This window comes from Methanocella sp. MCL-LM, assembly GCF_049676595.1.
Classification (GTDB): domain Archaea; phylum Halobacteriota; class Methanocellia; order Methanocellales; family Methanocellaceae; genus Methanocella_A.
The window spans coordinates 2,519,291-2,535,730 of sequence record NZ_CP187259.1 but is presented as its reverse complement, the minus strand read 5'-3'; the positions used below and the strand labels follow the sequence as shown (position 1 = coordinate 2,535,730).

Here is a 16,440-nt window from a genome sequence, read left to right as displayed (position 1 = left end):
CGTATATATCTTGCCACACCCGAACGCAGACCAAACTATGTATCCGTAAATGCCGCTATTATATTTGATAGTTTATATAAAAATGCGAAACATTCCCTGAATAGTGAAGTGGAGCAGGTTTTTACTGGTGAGTGCCATCGTGTTCTACGTACTGTACGACATAGTTTCCACGCTGGCAGCGTACAACTTCCTCGGCAGCTTCGAGTACGAGAAGAGCTATTTCATCAAGACTGCCTTCGACCTCGCCGGAGTCCCCGGCTTCATCGCCATCAAGGTAGTCATGTCCGCCCTGGCCATCAGCGCCGCATACCTGCTCATGGAACACTATTCAAGGCTAAGGGCCTTCGGCGCCGGCATCCTCGGCGGCGCCTCCGTCGCAGGCCTCTTCGTCGGGACGTCCAATTTCAATATTTTACTTAACGGCAGCTCCATCTGGATCCTCGGCCTCGACAGCGGCACCATCGCTGCCCTCATCATAATACTCTTCGCCGGCGCAGGGCTAATCATGTCCCGGCCACAACCTGCGAGTGTTGTTCGTTGATCATCGTGAAAAAGATATATGAACAATTATTTGAACCACGGCGGCACGGCGACACGGAGACAACTGTATACTAGCAGTCCATGAACAATTATTTGAACCACGGCGGCACGGTGACACGGAGACCGTGCGGGAAACGACAACTGGGTAAGTTTTCTAACCACGGCGGCACGGCGACACGGCGATAACTCGTACCCATGTAGCAAGGCTCTTTTTTATGATCCACGGCGGCACGGAGGGCTGAGAGCACGGAGACAAACACCTCATCCGGTATACTGATGCTAAACCTGAAAATATTCAAAGGAGGGGTGAAGCTTTCAGGCCTTATATCAGATACACAGGTTGAAACGATTGGATGGTAAGCAGCTTATGGTTAATGCACTGTCTCCGTGCCGCCGTGGGCTGAAAAAGAGTTCACCGTTAACAGTTTGCCATCGTCTCTGTGTCGCTGTGCCGCCGTGGTTCCAGTTACCATCCGGCTTGTCGTGGATCGCATTGTCTCCGTGCCGCCGTGCCGCCGTGGTTAGAACCTCTAATATCCAGTTGTAAGGATAAAGAGCTGTGCCGCCGTGGTTCAATCATCTGATTTCCAGTTGTCAGAATAATGAGCCGTGCCGCCGTGTTTTTAGTTACTATCCTGGCGTTTATGGTTCAACATATCGCCGATAGCGTGGTTTATTATCCTCGAATTGGATTACTTTTGCGCAGCCAAGCATTAGCTATTTATCGTCTTACCTCTAATGGCAAGTCGGTGGTTATACTGCAGGCGACTTTTGACGTGCGGCTTCTGGACTCGACGTATTCGGTGACGCAGAAGAAAGGTGCCGAGGGCAAGGACCGGGAAGAGGTCAACGTGCGCCTGTATGGTAAAACAAGGGAAAACCAGAGTATCACTATCATCTGCCCTGACTTCAAGCCGTATTTCCACATGTTCCGGCCCACGGACGCGCTGCGGAAAAAGCTGGAAGAGCACGAGGATGTGCTCTCCGTCGCCGACATCAGGCGGGAGTATAAGGGTTCGATCGAGGATTTCCTGGAAGTGCGGGTCAGGGCACCGTGGCAGGTCCCCAAATTCAGGACGGAGTTCGAGCTGCAGCACAAGACTCTTGTCGTGAAAAACATCCCTGAAGAGATCCTCGAACAGGTCAGACCCGACCCCGAGTTCACTGTCACCGGCGACGCCCGGGAAGCGAGGCTGACTCCGACGGACCGGGTCTTTTCTCAGAAGCTCATCAGAACTCACAACCTGTTCCAGTACATGGACAAAGAGGAAGTAGAGAAGTTCGAGCTCAAGAGCGTGTTCTTCGCGGCCGACATCGTCTTCACGAACCGTTTCATCTACGACTACGATCTGGAAACGTGCGTTAAGGTTACGGGTGAACTCGTGGACGATCACGGGGAGTATACCACTGAAATTGTCCTGAAGGCCGAGAAGTTCGAGAAGTGCCCGATTTTCACGCCGAAGCTGAAGATCATGAGCTTCGACATAGAAAGCTCGATCAAGTACGGCAACATCTACTGTATCTGTTTCACTGTTTACAACGAAGCTGACGGCACGAAGCAGGACCGCCAGTTCGTCTCGAAGTTCGGGGTACGGAGCGATAGTCTATCCCCGGCAGAAGAAGCTGAGCGCAACGAGGACGAAAGGCGGCTGCTCGCAGAATTTGTCGATGAAGTGCGCAAACTCGACCCTGACGTGGTCACCGGCTACAACATCAACAATTTCGACTTGCAGATGCTGTTCGACCGGTCTAACGGGCTGAACCCTCCCCCGGAGGGCAAGAAAGCCACTGCCGGTGAATACATGAATTTCGGCAGGGATTCCTTAGGAATGAGCCGGCGGGAAAACCGGACGACCGGCTTCGTCACCTGGGACGTCAAAGGCAGGCTATTGCAGGATGCCTGGCTCTCGGTAAAGAAAGAACTGCGCCCGAAGCGAGAAGGCTTAGGCTACGTGTCGCAGCAACTCTTCAATGACACCAAGGATAATATTAACTCGACCAAGATCGATGAGGAGTGGACCGGTCGCCGCGATGAAGTCGTGAAATATTGTCTCAAAGACGCAGAGCTTGCCCTCCGCATCCTTTTACACCCAAGGATCAATACTCTCAATAAACTCATGGATGTAGCGATCCCCTCAAAGCTCCCGGTAAAAGAAGTCTCCGGAGGTCAGAACCGGATGATCGAGAGCCTCATGATCCGGATAGCAGACCGAGAGCAGGTCATCGTACCCATGGCCAGCGGCGAAACCAATGACTACGAGGGCGGCTTCGTGTACGAGACGAAGCCCGGCCTGTGGGAGTGGGTGATCGGCCTGGACTTTTCATCGATGTACCCATCCCAGATCATCAAGCACAACATCTGCTTCACCACGCTCACTAAAAACAAGGCCGATGCCGCTCACGAATCGCCTATCGGAGCGTACTTTGTCTCGAAGGAAAAGCGGTACGGCATCACCCCGCGCATGGTCGAAGGGCTCCTGAACTCCCGGAAAGAGGCCAAGGCCCTCATGAAGAAGGCCAAGCAGGAAGGAGACAAAGACGCGGAGGACTATTACAACAGGCTGCAGAACGCGATCAAAATCCTGGCCAACGCGACCTACGGGTACTTCGGCGCCAAATTCTGCAGGTGGCCCTACAGCCGGTACATCGCCCCCAGCATCACCTCCTGGGCCAGAGACGAAATCCGAACAGTAGTAAACGCCCTCGAGAGCCGGGGCTTTTTAGTCATCGCCGGAGATACGGACTCGGTCTTCTTCAACTCGAAACAACATCGTGACCTCGAAAGCTGCAAGATGATCGGGTTCCAGATCCAGGCCGAGTTCTCTGCAGGCAACATGCACCTTGAGCTCGAAAAGGTCATGGAGCGGTTCTTTGCACACGCCAAGAAGAGGTACTTCGGCAAGATCATCTGGCCGGAGGAAACGTTACTCGTCAGGGGCTATGAGCCGAGAAGGACGGACTCTTTCGACCTGCAGAGCGAGACTATGACTCAGGTCTTCCAGATCGTCCTCGAAGGCAAGCCGGACGATGCGGTCAAGTTCAGCAAGGATACGATTGACAGGACGCTGAAAGGTAAGATCGACCTGCCCAAGCTTGTGATCTCCAAGAGCGTCGCCGAGTTCAGCTCGTATGACAACCCGGATTCCCTCGTCCACGTCAACGTGGCAAAGCGCCTGCAGGAGATGGGCTACGAATTCACCCCGGGCATGAAGACGCCGTTCGTGATCACCAACGGCTCCGCTCAGCCGATCAAAGCCGAGCCCGTCATCGAAGGGCTGGAGTTCACCGCCAGGCCGGACTACAAGTACTATGCCGAGAGGCTGGCGATGGGGCTGGCGCGTATTACTGAAGCGTTCGGTTGCGATGAGCGCACTCTGATGCAGGGGAATTCTCAGAGGACGCTGGACTTGTTCGGGGAGGAAAAGCCTGTGGCCGTGGCTGCGCCTGTGGTGCAGAGAGACGCGGCGAAGAAGGTTAAGACCAAGTCAACGCTGGACATGTTTATGTGATAACTCTTTAAAAGCTATACTATCAGCAACCATGGGGAGATAGTATCTCCTTCCTACTATTACTCGATCCCGACTTATCCTTACTAATAAATTATATTAATATATTCAATCGAGTTTATATTTGATGGATAGTGGCTACCGAGGACCGATTGATCTAGATACGTTGCGATCAAAGTACGAGCTACTTTTCGAATGTGCTCTGGATCAGATATTCCTGCTTGACCTCAGTGGGAAAATACTCGATGCCAATAACGCTGCTGTCAAGAAATACGGCTTTTCTCGCGAGGAACTGCTATCGCTCAGTATCCGGGACATTCGTGCCCCGGGTGAGATGGAATCTACTAACAGGCAATTAGCTGAGGCTTTTGAGAAGGGATCTGTCTACGAAACAGTTCACCAGCGGAAAGACGGAAGCACTTTTCAGGTCGAAGTAAGCTTCAGGGGTATTATACTGGATGGTGCCCGCGTGCTGATCGCCATCGTCCGGGACATCACCGATCAGAAAAATGTGGAGCAGGCGCTCAGGGAAAGCGAGCAGAAGTGCTGGGCGATCTTTAACTGGACCTTCGAGTTCATCGGGCTGCTGGCGCCTGACGGTACGCTTCTGGAGGTAAACAGGGCTGCATTAAAGTATATCGATTCACCGGTGGCGGATGTCCTCGGAAAGCCCTTCTGGGCTACTCCCTGGTGGACCCATTCCCGGGAGCAGCAGGAGCAGCTACGTGCCGATATCAGCAAGGCTGCGGAAGGTAAGTTCATCCGTTTCGAAGCCAACCACCGGGCCCCTGACGGCAGCTATTATTATACCGACTTTTCAATCGTCCCTCTCATCGACGACGAGGGTAATGTTACCCGGTTGATCGTGGAAGCCAGGGATATCACGGAGCGCAAGCTGGCGGAGAAGGCTTTGAAAAAAAGCCAGTTCATCCTCGCAAAATCCCAGGAGATGGCCCACGTGGGCAACTGGGCCTGGAATCCGCAGACGGGCGAGATCAACATGTCCGACGAAGGCTTCCGGATTTTCGGGTACCGGCCGCAGGAGCTGCAGCCGACCCTGGGCTGGCTGCTCTCCCGGGTAAATCCGGACGACAGGGCAATGGTATCCGGCAGGTTCGACAGCATCCGCAGGGAGGGGTGGCTGGGCAGTATCGACTACAGCATCATCTTGCCGAACGGCAGAATGCGGCATGTATACACGCTGGCAGATAAGATCGTCCGCGAGCCAGCCGGAGATATCAGGTGGGTGTACGGTATCAGCCAGGACATCACCGATCGGAAACAGGTTGAAGAAGCCCTTTTACAATCCCGGCGGCAGCTGGCCAACATTATCGACCACCTCCCGGACGCGACCCTCGTCATCGACCGCGATAAGAAGACTCTCGTGTGGAACAGGGCCATGGAGGACCTGACCGGGGTGAAAGCCGCAGATGTCGTGGGTAAGGGCAACTTTGAGTATGCGATTCCGATCTATGGGGAGCGAAGGCCGATCCTTATCGACCTGATCTTCGAGCCGGATGCCGAGATCCAAAAACAGCACTACACGAACATTCGGCGGGCCAGGCGTGAAGTTACCGCGGAGGCGTCCTTCATCGGGCCGCAGCGCAAGCCTCTGGTGACCTGGGCAAAAGCTACTCCTCTGTTCGACCGGAACGGAAAGCTGATCGGCGCCATCGAGTCCATCCGGGACATCACGGAGCTCCGGCAGGCTGAAGCAATTTTGCGGGAGAGCGAAGAAAAGTTCCGGGTTCTGGCCGAGACTTCCCCGGCTGCAATTATCCTGTACCAGGGAGACCAGATCGTCTACGTAAACCCGTCGGCAGAAAGAATGGTCGGCTATTCGCAGGATGAGCTACGGGCCATGAAGTTCGGGGATATCGTCCACCCGGACTTCAGGGCGATGGTGACTGAGCGCGCTTTTGCCCGGAAGCTGAACCAGCCCGTACCGTCGCTGTACGAGTTTAAGTACCTCCGGAAAAACGGCGAAGATGGCTGGGCGCTTCTCTCGGCCGGGCGGATCGAGTACAAGGGAGAGCCTGCCGGAGTCGGGACAATCATCGATATCACGAAGCGTAAAAAAGCCGAGGAAGCGCTTGAAGAAGCTAAGAATCGGGCCGAGCTGTACGTCGATCTGATGAGCCACGACATTGGCAACCTGAACCATGCCACCATGGGCTACCTCGAGCTGGCCGTGGATATTTTGGATTTAAAAGGCGAAGAGAAGGACCTGATCACCAAGCCTGTGGAACTCCTCCAGAACAGCACGAAACTCATCAACGACGTGAAGAAGATCCAGCGAGTCAAGACCGGTGAGCTATCCCTGGAGCTGATGGACCTCGGAGAATTGCTCGCTAACGTTGTGGCAAAGAATCCTTGTGTCCCCGGCCGGGAGATCAAGATCGATTATCTGCCTGTCCGGGGATGCCAGGTCATGGGTAACAAATACCTGGGTGATGCTTTTTCCCACCTCGTGGAAAACGCGGTCAAGCATTCCAGGGGCTCGCTATCGATCACCATCCGCATCAGCAAGGTCACGGAAGCATCTCAGCCGTTTTATAAGGTTACTGTAGAGGATACCGGCCCCGGCATTTCCGACGAGCGGAAGAAGTACCTGTTTGCGGACCTGGCGATCGAGAGGGTTAAGACGAGACGGCTGGGGCTGGGTCTGCAGCTGATGAAAGCCGTAGTCGAGAGCGTCCACGGCAAAATCTGGGCTGAAGATCGAGTACCCGGAGAATACGGTAAAGGTAGCCGGTTTATTGTCATGTTGCCTGCCTCGGGCGATACCAATTTTTACTAATTTCGTATGGGCGACCAAGATCGAGCAGGTCCTCGAAGAGCTTGAATTACTGCCCGGACAGCTTAATGGTACAATGTTGAAATGTAATCGAGTCTACCTTACTTAAACTGGTAGATCGTATAGTCCTCGAAATAGTAAGTATTGCTCGGCGCACGCATCTCTATTACCTTTTGAGCGTCGCTATACAACGAATCGTTTATATGTACCAGCAAGCTTCTGGTTTCCTGTGAATCGACCACATTGTACCAGCGCGGCGCTATCAGCATGCCTTCGACCTTGAACATGTTGTCGACGAGCTTAACTCTGGGGTAAAGAAGCTCACCTTTTGACAGGTATATCAGCTTATTTGCGGTCCAGAGGTCACTGTACCCGTATTTCAGGTTTTTGTCTTCCAGGTAGCTGATAAGGGCATAGTCTTCCTTGTTCGGCTGATAGTCATAGCCGGTTATTGTAGCGATATTTGCGGCGATCGTCGCGAGGATCAGGATGATCACCGCTGCCAGTAGCATGGTATTTGGATTAAGTCCCACTTTTTCCGGCTTATACGCTAATGCGATCACCGAGAATAGTGACACAGCCATGAATATGAGGAACCTGGAAGAACCTCCGTCACCGAGTGTAGTTAAGACGAAGGCTGCGAACACGAATAGCGCCGACAGCAGGAACATCCAGTAGAGGTAATTGGCTTTTGAATTCCGCCGGACAACTGAGTAGCCAATGACCAGGATAAATATCACCGCAATGGCGAAGTCATACCAGTTAATGCCGCTGCTCACGACGTTAAACAAGTTATGGTTCACCGGCAGAAGCAGCGAGTCCACGAACCTCGTGAAACGCTCGCCGATGCCGCTTACTTCCCCGGTCTTGGTGGTGATTAAAAACATATGCACGCTGTTGAGGAAGAAGTTGTTCATCTTCAGCACGTAGGCGCCGACCGTCGAAACCCCCAGGAGCACGAGCACGCCTGTAATCCTCGAAACCTCTTTATTATGCTGTTCAGCCTTCGCTGCCTTCTCCTTCTTGCTGCCGGTCGCTGGAGCCTCATCTGCCTTCTTTGCCCAGAGATTGTAGACACAGTAGCCTATGTATGGTACAATGAAGAAGGCCAGGATGATCGAGTCCGACAGGACGATGAGCCCCACCCCAAATGCCAGCACTACGACAGCGTAGAAAGGTAATTTTCGGATGATCTCCGTGTGGAAGAGGAGAATAAAGATTCCGGCGAAGAGCAGGGAGCCGACGTGGTATTCAGGGGACAGGAAAAGGTATGAAGCTCCCGGCTGGATGTTGGTGAAGAGCGCGGCAAAAATGAGGGCGCTCGTCAGGTTCGAAAACTTGTAGACCAGGTAAGAGAACACGGCCACAACCAGCAGGAACACGAAGAACGCAGTAAGCCTCAAAACTGTGGGGTCGAAGCCCGAAAGCGCCTGCGGCAGGAAATGGAAGGTAAAGATGTCTGTAAACAGGTAAGGATCATCAACAGGATATGTAAAATCAAAGTTGCCATGCTTGACAATTTCCATCGCGACCAGCCCCGGAACCACCGTATCACTGTTCAGGTCGAGATTGAGCGAAGCCAGCAGGCTGCTGAGAATGCCGAACGCTATAAGGATAATAAGTATAATCTCGATGGCTTTCCTGTCAGACATTTACTACTGGGGATAATTAAGCCGTTATATAATACTTTTGTTGTTGCCGGGCGCTCCTGCCCAATTATGTTCAGGAAAAATAGGAAAACGTTTTTAGCATCTACAAGCTCACGACGCGCTCCAGATTATGAATATACCTGTGGCAGTTACGACCATCACTACTGTGGCGACTCCTGCTGCGACGATGATGGGCGCCGCTACAGAAGCCACTGACGCTCCGGAGGCGGCACCTCCGACACCTATGGCCGGGGCAATAACGTACTCACCCATGGAGCTGAGATATATACGTTCTATGGTACCCAGGGCGACGGGAGTCATAGCCGCATGCCAGGATGCGAGTGAGGCAGAGGTTACCTGTATCACGACGTAAGTGCCGACGCCCGCCGTAACGCCGGCACCGAGCACAGCGCCGGTACCGAGGCCGATCTTCGCACCTGTGCTCATGCCTGCCTGTGTCAGGCTTTCATATTCCGAAGCGTTGACATTCGTCTTTTTGGCGACTGTATTGGTATAGCAGTAGCCCGGGACGGAAGCCGTCAGTATCAGCAACGCCATCAAGAGGGGTATCAGGTATCTTTTCATTATTTCCGCCCCCTCTCTCAGGCTTTTGCCACTGGCACGAGCTTAACGTCCATCGGCCCGTAGCCGACTTCGATGTGGCCCGTTGTCTGGCCATCCGTGGCGTTCAGGATGCCGATCGTGTTCGCCCGCGAAAAGTAATCGCAGTAATTTGCCACATAGATCCGACCACCGTCGGCACTCAGGGCAATCGCCCCCATCTGCCGGGCATCCGAATAGAACGTGCTCTCATAGGTACAGTTCTCCAGGTTATAGGTGTGAATCTCGGACCATCGGATCTTCATAAGCTCGCAGCTCGAATAGAGCATGTAAAGGCGTTTGCCGTCCGGGCTGACTTCCAGGTCCATGCGGTTAATCCTGGAAGCCGATTTCACGTTCGGGAGCGCGTCCTCGATCATCTGAACGTCCAGCGTGCCGCTGTTGATCACGACGAGGTTAGGCTCGACGCCTATCCAGCCCGTGGAACCCATGTCATCGATGAACGTATAGGCAACCGTGCCGTTCGGCGAGAACTTCAGGGGGCCGACGTTCGTCGCGTCGAAGCTCAGGTTGAAGAGCCTGCTCTTCTCAATGACGTTGGACGTGGTGTTCAGCCGATCGACCATGTAGGTGCTATCTTTTACTTTCCTGAACAGGAGCATAGTGGAGCCGTCGGGGCTGATGTCAGCAGCCACGCGGGAGCCGACGACGTCGTAACATTTCTCTACCTGGTAGGTCTGGGCGTTGATGACTGCCAGGAACGTGTTAGTGACGACGTAGAGGTATTTCCCGTCGTGGCGCCAGAATATGTGATCCACGCTGCCCGTCCAGTCGATGGTGCCGATGCCGCCGGCGTCCTTCGGTACCAGGTAGATGTTCGCGAGGACTTCCTTGCTCGACATGTTTACGATAACGATCTTATTGTCCTCGTTCAGAACGGCAGCGTCCATTGTACCAGGACAGGGCATCACACTGAGGGGGCCTTGACCAACCTTCATCGTGGATATGACCTTGCCGGTATCCTCCTCTATTAATTCCAGATCGTTGTCCAGATAGTTCACTTCGGCAAGGAGATATTTCGTCGGAGCCGCGACGTTTGCATGCGTCGAAGGGGAGGTTAATATGACATAATTTTCCAGCACATCTGCCCCGTTACTCATGGGCGTCATCGCGGCAGCCGGGAGCACGTTCGTGCACAATACGATGAACAGAACGCTCATCGCGAGCAATGTTCTGCGACAGCATGGATATGCGTAAGATTTTCTCCAATTCATAGTTACACTTCCTGGGCCAGAAATGTGTAAGGGCAGCCGGCTGTTGCTTACAATTCTTTTGGCAAAAGATGGGTCTGTTTATGGACTATTTATACGTCCTCTGGGGATCGTCAAACAATTACTGGCAAAATAACCATATAAAAAAGAAATATGACAAACTTATATTTGACGTTCATTCACCTGTAATAAGAGAAAAGTACTCGTACAAGTCATCCGCTTGATCTCAAGTGACGAGTTTCGCAACGGCTACCTCACCAGCCAATCGCTTCTGCCTGGCAGCGAATTCCAGGTCGACGCTGGCGCCCATGGACCATCCGGGTATCGTGGCCCTGCCGAGGTCCAATTTAGCCCCAAAATGAAACTATTTATACCATTTCGCCATCTTACTCATATTACCCAACAAATCGGCCGTTTTATCAATAAACGACCATAATCTACCCCCAAGGTGACAAAAAACGATGAAACTATTGAGATTTCTACAAATAGCCATGATCCTGGCCCTCGTAGCATCACTAAGCGCAGTAGCAACAGCCCACCCCGAAGAAGAAACTCTTATGGCGAGCTTCAGCTCGGACGTCAGGACCGGAGCAGCACCCTTGACTGTCCACTTTATGGACCGCAGTACAGGCAATCCGTCCGGCTGGCAGTGGGACTTCGGCGACGGCAGCTCCTCTACCAGGCAGGACCCTACCTATACCTTCCAGACCCCGGGCACATACAATGTTACGCTGACCGTCACTGACGGGTACGAGTCCAGCACCGCCGGCAGCGAGATCATCGTAACCCCGGCCCCGGCCGCCACGCCCCAGCCTATCCGTGTTGTCCCGGTACCTGTTTACCCGGTCAAGCCTGGCGATGGTCCCGACAAGCCAGTTTACAAGAAGCCCGACTTCGGCAAGGCGCCGGACACCATCAAAAAGCCTGACAGGATCAAGAAGCCTGATACCCCTAAAAAGCCGGATAAGAGCAAGCGCGGTGGCGAAAAGGGAAATGCGGATAACCCTGTACGCCACTTTTAATTAGTTTTTTTCATCCACTCTGCACATAATGTCTCTCATGCCCCGCCTGCGGCTTTTCTTCGATAAACAGCTTTGACAATCCGCCCAGGTTGACGCCGTACCTCATGTGCAGCACAGCCAGTGTGCACCACGGGAAGAAGTGTACGACTGGTATGAAATCAATAATACCTGCGATGATGGTCCTCGAAGGGGATATGCCGAGGTACATCAGGAACACTGCCTCCATGGCTGATATGGGCAGGTTGAACGGTATGAAGTCGGCAATGTCGATGAAGATCGCCGCTGCCAGGAGTAAGTTGTCCCACGAGTCCCACCTATGGCCGAGAATCCTGCGCGGTATTTTAACCATGATCAAAGGTGGATTGATCTGCCGGAGAATAAAGTTGAGCCGGGATTACGGTGGCATGGATTGATTGAGCCAGTGATAAATATTAGCATTTATCCTGCGATGTTTCAGGCTGGCCGTGATACCCGGGCGAAGCCCGGTTTAGTTGCAGGTGCCTGATCTATAATCGCATATTGCTGACGGAAGGTAAGATAATGTTTATAAGCAGGAACAGCTTTTGATTCATTCGATCAGGGAGGGCTGAAACTGTGAAAAAAATCGTATTAGTGCTTATCATCGGCTTGCTCACGCTTTCCGCGGCGGGCTGTACCTTACCCTTGGGTGGTACTGGCGGCAAGGTTTCGCCGACTCCTACACCTTACCCGACGGATATCACGCCAGGGGTCATCACTACTCAGCAGCCTCCGGTCACTGCGACGCCGGCGCCTTCGCACTGGCTCGGCGGCTACAAGGAGGTCAATGTCAACCGGGAGCAGTACCTGCCCGGGGGCATGAAGGTCCGGCTGGATAAGATCTACTACGACACGGCCGACTGGAAGATGCCTTTCCCGCTGGGCGGCGTCTCGACGAAAGCCGCGAACCACGGGGCCGTCCTGCTGGTCAAGTTCTACAACCCCTCGTCTAACACCCGCCAGATCGTGCTGGATACCGACGTGAAGACTTCGTTCTCGTACTTCGACCAGAACGGCGTCAGGCACGGCCTGATCACGGCCGATGTATTCTACGACCCGGACACCGGCAAGACGTTCATGGAAACGTCCGTGGCGCCCGGCCAGACTAAGTCGCTGTGGATTCTCTCGTACGTGTCGAGTGACGAGGATTACGAAAAGTATGGTGCTAAACTGGACACCCCGACCCTGGATGCAAACCCGGGTTACGTGCCAATGTAACACCTTTTCTACTTTTTTCCGATAAGCCCGAAACCTGGCTCTTTCAGTTAAAACATAGATAAAATACATAGACCTGCCGCGCTCACAGGGATTTTAAAGGGAGGTATCTCATGGTTTCTACCGCTAAAGTATCCAAGTACCTGAAGGGCATTCACTTTCCGGCAGACAAGAAGCAGTGCGTTAGCTACGCCCGGCAGCACGATGCGCCGGAGGATGTAGTGGGCGCTCTGTCGGGCATGCCCGAGGGAGAGTACGATAGCATGGCCGGAGTCTGGCACGCGGTCGGAAGAAAGAGCTGAAAGCCATTTTTAAGTACGCACGGTACGGGCGGAGAGTTGAATGCTCCGCCTGGTTCCAATAAGAATTTTATAGGAACAATTCCTACAGATCAAAGATGATCAAGGTCAACAGCCTGGTTGTAAAGATCGTAGGTGTAATTCTGGCTGTCGTCGGCCTGCTCCTGCTGCTCTTCGGCGTCATAACCTGGAACAAGCAGGTAATGGCCACAGGCTTTATAGCATGCCTCATCGCCGTGACACTTCTTTACTACGGATGGCGGATGGGGCCGGCGAAAGAAAGCGGCTCAACCGATGCCGGAGCCGGCTTAAAGCAAAAGATTTAAAAGGTATCCCGATATTATAGGGACACGCTTGCTCGATTCTATCGGCAGGCCTGTTCGTTTAATCATTTAGGTTAAACCTGATGAATGATGAAGAGGCTTCCGTCCGGGTTTCGGTCCGGAAGTCTTCGAAGGAGGAAATTAACATGGCAAAACCAACTTACGTTAAGATGGACTTTCCGCAGGACATACAGGACAAGGCTCTCGAGGCACTCGAGCTCGCCAGGGACACCGGCAAGATCCGGAAGGGCACCAACGAGGTAACCAAGGCCATCGAGAGGGGCGTTGCTCAGCTCGTCATCGTCGGCGAAGACGTCACCCCCGAGGAAATCGTCGCCCACATCCCGGCACTCTCCGACGAGAAGAAGATCCCGTACGTCTTTGTAAAGAAGCAGCAGGAACTCGGCGCCGCATCCGGCCTCGAAGTCGGCTGTGCGACCTCTGCAATTGTTGACGCAGGCAAGGCAAAGGCCCTGGTCGACGAGATCACGCAGAAGTTCGGCGCTCTGAAGGCTTAAGCACAGGTGATTTACAATGGCTGAAGAGACAGGCGTTCCGGCTGAAGTCATAGAGATCATCGGCGTCACCGGCATGCACGGAGAAGCAGTCCAGGTCAAGTGCAAGATCCTGGAAGGCAACAACAAGGGCAGGATTATCACCCGCAACACCGTGGGTCCGATCAGGCTTGGCGACATCGTCATCCTCATGGAGACCGCGAGAGAAGCTAAGAAGATGTCCTCGAGGTAATAAAAATGGTAGACACTAAGAAGTGCACTTTCTGTGGAACTCAGGTAGAGCCTGGCACCGGCAAGATGCTGGTCAAGAAAGATGGCTCGATCCAGTACTACTGTTCCTCGAAGTGCGAGAACAACGCGAAGCTGGGCCGCATTCCCAGGCTCACCGAGTGGGTCGAGACCCCGGTCAAGCCGCAGAAAGCAAAGAAAGAGTGAGTGTGATCACGTATGGTTGAGCGTGAGCGGACATTCGTCATGGTTAAGCCAGATGGTGTTCAGCGTGGGCTCGTGGGAGAGATCATCTCCCGCTTCGAGCGCCGCGGCCTGAAGATCGTCGGCATGAAGATGCTCGAAGTCAGCGACGAGCTGGCTAAGCAGCACTACGCTGAGCACGCAGCCAAGCCGTTTTTCCCCGGCCTGGTCAGCTTCATCAGGTCCGGTCCGACGGTGGCCATGGTCATCGAAGGTAAGGATGCTGTGAGCATGGTTCGTTCTATGCTCGGCAAGACCAAGCCCATCGAGTCGGCGCCCGGTACCATCCGCGGCGACTTCGCGCTGGACATGGGAAGAAACGTGATACACGCTTCCGATTCGCCGGAATCGGCAAAAAGGGAAATATCCCTGTACTTTAAAACATCGGAGTTAGCCACTTACACTCGTATCGACGAGCAGTGGCTATACGAATAAACGCAGGGATACGATATGGCCACCGCCACTGAAACCAGGAAAGACCTCAGGACGCCGATCGTTTGCGTCATGGGACACGTAGACCACGGAAAGACTTCGCTGCTGGACAGGATCCGGGGCACTGCCGTGGTGGATAAAGAGGCGGGTGCCATCACCCAGCACATCGGGGCGACCGAGGTGCCGCTGCAAACCATACAGACTCTCTGTAAGGGCATGCTCGGCGGCAACATCGTCGTTCCCGGTTTACTTTTCATCGATACCCCCGGGCATCATGCTTTTACTAATCTGCGCAGCAGAGGCGGCGCTCTCGCTGACCTCGCGGTGCTCGTGGTGGACATCAACGAAGGCTTCCAGCCCCAGACCATCGAAGCCATCAAAATTTTAAAGCAGTTCAAGACCCCGTTCGTGATAGCGGCCAACAAGATCGACCGCCTCCACGGGTGGACTCCGAAGACTAACTCTCCCTTCTTACAGAGTTTCAACTCGCAGCCCGACCACGTCAAGACCATGATGGAGAATAAGACCTACGAGCTCGTAGGCCGGATGTCAGACCTCGGCTTCAGCTCGGACAGGTACGACCGCATCCGGGACTTCACCCGGAACATCGGCATCATCCCCATCAGCGCGAGGACTGGCGAAGGCATCCCTGATCTTTTAATGATCCTGATCGGCCTGGCCCAGCGTTTCCTCGAGGAGTCGCTGAAGTTCCAGGTTACGGGACCAGGCGTCGGCACGATCCTCGAGGTCAAGGAAGAGCGTGGCCTCGGATATACCATTGATACCATCATCTACGACGGCGAAATCCGCGTCGGCGACACAGTCGTCATCGGCGGCAGAGAAAAGCCGTACGCGACCAAGGTCAGGGCCCTTCTGAAGCCGAAGCCCAACCGGGAGATCCGGGTTGAGGAGAGGTTCGACCGGGTTAACAAGGTCTCGGCAGCGGCAGGTGTTAAGATTCTGGCTCCGGAACTGGAGAAAGCTATGGCCGGCTCTCAGGTCCGAGTGACGAAAGAGGGCAACATCGAAGCTATGATCAAGGAGATCGAGCAGGAGATGGAGCAGGCTAAGATCGTGACCGACGAAGTCGGCGTCATGGTCAAGGCGGACACTCTCGGCAGCCTCGAAGCTATCGTGAACGAGCTGCGGGAAGCCAAGATCCCCATCGGCAGGGCCGACGTAGGCGACATCTCCAAGAGGGACATCATCAACGCTGAGACGGTCAACGACCAGATGTACCGGGTCATGCTCGGCTTTAACGTGGCCGTGCTACCGGATGCCAACGACTACCTGCAGACCACGGACATCAAGATCTTCAACAGCGACGTTATCTATCACCTCATCGACGACTTCCGCAAGTGGGAAACCGATCAGCGGGCCCTGGCAGAAAAGAAGAAGTTCGCCGAGATCATCCGGCCGGGCAAGGTCAAGTACCTGCCTAACTGCACTTTCCGGCAGAGCAAGCCTGCAGTTATAGGCCTCCAGATCATGGGCGGCATGCTCAAGCCAGGCGTCACCCTGATCAAGCCCGACGGCTCCAAGATTGGTGTCGTCAAGCAGATCCAGGAGCGCAACGAAAACATCAGCATCGCCACTGTGGGCAAAGAAGTCGCCGTATCCGTCGACGGTCCGACCGCCGGCAGGCAGATCAACGAAGGCGAAGTCTACTTCGTCGACGTTCCGGAAGGCCACAGCAAGGTACTCGAGTACCAGCTCAAAGATACGATCAAGCAGGATGAATTAGAGACTCTGATGGAGTTCCTGGCTATAAAGAGAAAAGACAACCCCTTCTGGGGCCGTTAGACAACCCTTATAGGGTTG

At 53.9% G+C, this 16,440-nt stretch carries 16 protein-coding genes; 12 read left to right on the top strand and 4 right to left on the bottom strand.

The window, feature by feature from the left end; all coding sequences use genetic code 11:
• Window positions 1-103 precede the first annotated feature (103 nt).
• From ACPLPM_RS12965 to ACPLPM_RS12955, 3 genes are all read left to right on the top strand, one after another.
• On the top strand, window positions 104-541 hold the full coding sequence (locus ACPLPM_RS12965; RefSeq protein ID WP_424357195.1) for a hypothetical protein: 438 nt from the start codon (window positions 104-106) through the stop codon (window positions 539-541).
• A 748-nt stretch (window positions 542-1,289) separates the two neighbouring features.
• Window positions 1,290-4,049, top strand: coding sequence for a family B DNA polymerase (locus ACPLPM_RS12960; protein WP_424357194.1), 2,760 nt, complete (start codon window positions 1,290-1,292; stop codon window positions 4,047-4,049).
• A gap of 124 nt (window positions 4,050-4,173) precedes the next feature.
• Complete coding sequence (locus ACPLPM_RS12955; protein ID WP_424357193.1) at window positions 4,174-6,846, top strand: PAS domain S-box protein; 2,673 nt, start codon at window positions 4,174-4,176, stop codon at window positions 6,844-6,846.
• A 98-nt stretch (window positions 6,847-6,944) separates the two neighbouring features.
• On the opposite strand, the gene ACPLPM_RS12950 is transcribed toward ACPLPM_RS12955, so the two are convergent.
• From ACPLPM_RS12950 to ACPLPM_RS12940, 3 genes are all read right to left on the bottom strand, one after another.
• The gene (locus tag ACPLPM_RS12950; RefSeq protein WP_424357192.1) at window positions 6,945-8,495 is read right to left on the bottom strand and encodes a hypothetical protein; all 1,551 of its coding nucleotides are present in this window, start codon (window positions 8,493-8,495) and stop codon (window positions 6,945-6,947) included.
• Window positions 8,496-8,603: 108 nt separating this feature from the next.
• Entirely contained in the window at window positions 8,604-9,077 is a 474-nt protein-coding gene (locus tag ACPLPM_RS12945; RefSeq protein ID WP_424357191.1) for a hypothetical protein, read from the bottom strand.
• A 17-nt stretch (window positions 9,078-9,094) separates the two neighbouring features.
• A complete protein-coding gene (locus tag ACPLPM_RS12940; protein ID WP_424357190.1) occupies window positions 9,095-10,273 on the bottom strand; it encodes a YncE family protein in 1,179 nt (392 codons plus the stop codon).
• A 512-nt stretch (window positions 10,274-10,785) separates the two neighbouring features.
• Here ACPLPM_RS12940 and ACPLPM_RS12935 point away from each other — a divergent pair.
• Complete coding sequence (locus ACPLPM_RS12935; protein ID WP_424357189.1) at window positions 10,786-11,346, top strand: PKD domain-containing protein; 561 nt, start codon at window positions 10,786-10,788, stop codon at window positions 11,344-11,346.
• Window positions 11,347-11,356: 10 nt separating this feature from the next.
• On the opposite strand, the gene ACPLPM_RS12930 is transcribed toward ACPLPM_RS12935, so the two are convergent.
• The gene (locus ACPLPM_RS12930; RefSeq protein ID WP_424357188.1) at window positions 11,357-11,695 is read right to left on the bottom strand and encodes a hypothetical protein; all 339 of its coding nucleotides are present in this window, start codon (window positions 11,693-11,695) and stop codon (window positions 11,357-11,359) included.
• A 245-nt stretch (window positions 11,696-11,940) separates the two neighbouring features.
• Here ACPLPM_RS12930 and ACPLPM_RS12925 point away from each other — a divergent pair, with 245 nt between their 5' ends.
• The 8 genes from ACPLPM_RS12925 (at window position 11,941) to infB (ending at window position 16,422) form a co-directional block, all read left to right on the top strand.
• Window positions 11,941-12,582 (top strand): hypothetical protein, encoded by a 642-nt coding sequence (locus tag ACPLPM_RS12925; protein ID WP_424357187.1) that lies wholly within the window; start codon window positions 11,941-11,943, stop codon window positions 12,580-12,582.
• A gap of 110 nt (window positions 12,583-12,692) precedes the next feature.
• Window positions 12,693-12,881 (top strand): DUF2795 domain-containing protein, encoded by a 189-nt coding sequence (locus ACPLPM_RS12920; protein ID WP_424357186.1) that lies wholly within the window; start codon window positions 12,693-12,695, stop codon window positions 12,879-12,881.
• Window positions 12,882-12,976: 95 nt separating this feature from the next.
• Window positions 12,977-13,204 carry a hypothetical protein gene (locus ACPLPM_RS12915; RefSeq protein ID WP_424357185.1) on the top strand — a complete coding sequence of 76 codons (228 nt, stop codon included), beginning with the start codon at window positions 12,977-12,979 and terminating at the stop codon, window positions 13,202-13,204.
• Window positions 13,205-13,347: 143 nt separating this feature from the next.
• Window positions 13,348-13,719, top strand: a complete 372-nt coding sequence (gene rpl7ae, locus ACPLPM_RS12910) for a 50S ribosomal protein L7Ae (protein WP_424359986.1) — start codon at window positions 13,348-13,350, stop codon at window positions 13,717-13,719.
• Window positions 13,720-13,735: 16 nt separating this feature from the next.
• Window positions 13,736-13,948: a 30S ribosomal protein S28e gene (locus ACPLPM_RS12905; protein ID WP_424357184.1), complete on the top strand. Its 213-nt coding sequence runs from the start codon at window positions 13,736-13,738 to the stop codon at window positions 13,946-13,948.
• A 5-nt stretch (window positions 13,949-13,953) separates the two neighbouring features.
• Window positions 13,954-14,151: a 50S ribosomal protein L24e gene (locus ACPLPM_RS12900; RefSeq protein WP_424357183.1), complete on the top strand. Its 198-nt coding sequence runs from the start codon at window positions 13,954-13,956 to the stop codon at window positions 14,149-14,151.
• Between the two features lie 12 nt (window positions 14,152-14,163).
• Window positions 14,164-14,622 carry a nucleoside-diphosphate kinase gene (gene ndk / locus ACPLPM_RS12895; protein ID WP_424357182.1) on the top strand — a complete coding sequence of 153 codons (459 nt, stop codon included), beginning with the start codon at window positions 14,164-14,166 and terminating at the stop codon, window positions 14,620-14,622.
• Window positions 14,623-14,637: 15 nt separating this feature from the next.
• The gene (infB, locus tag ACPLPM_RS12890) at window positions 14,638-16,422 is read left to right on the top strand and encodes a translation initiation factor IF-2 (protein WP_424357181.1); all 1,785 of its coding nucleotides are present in this window, start codon (window positions 14,638-14,640) and stop codon (window positions 16,420-16,422) included.
• Window positions 16,423-16,440: the final 18 nt, after the last annotated feature.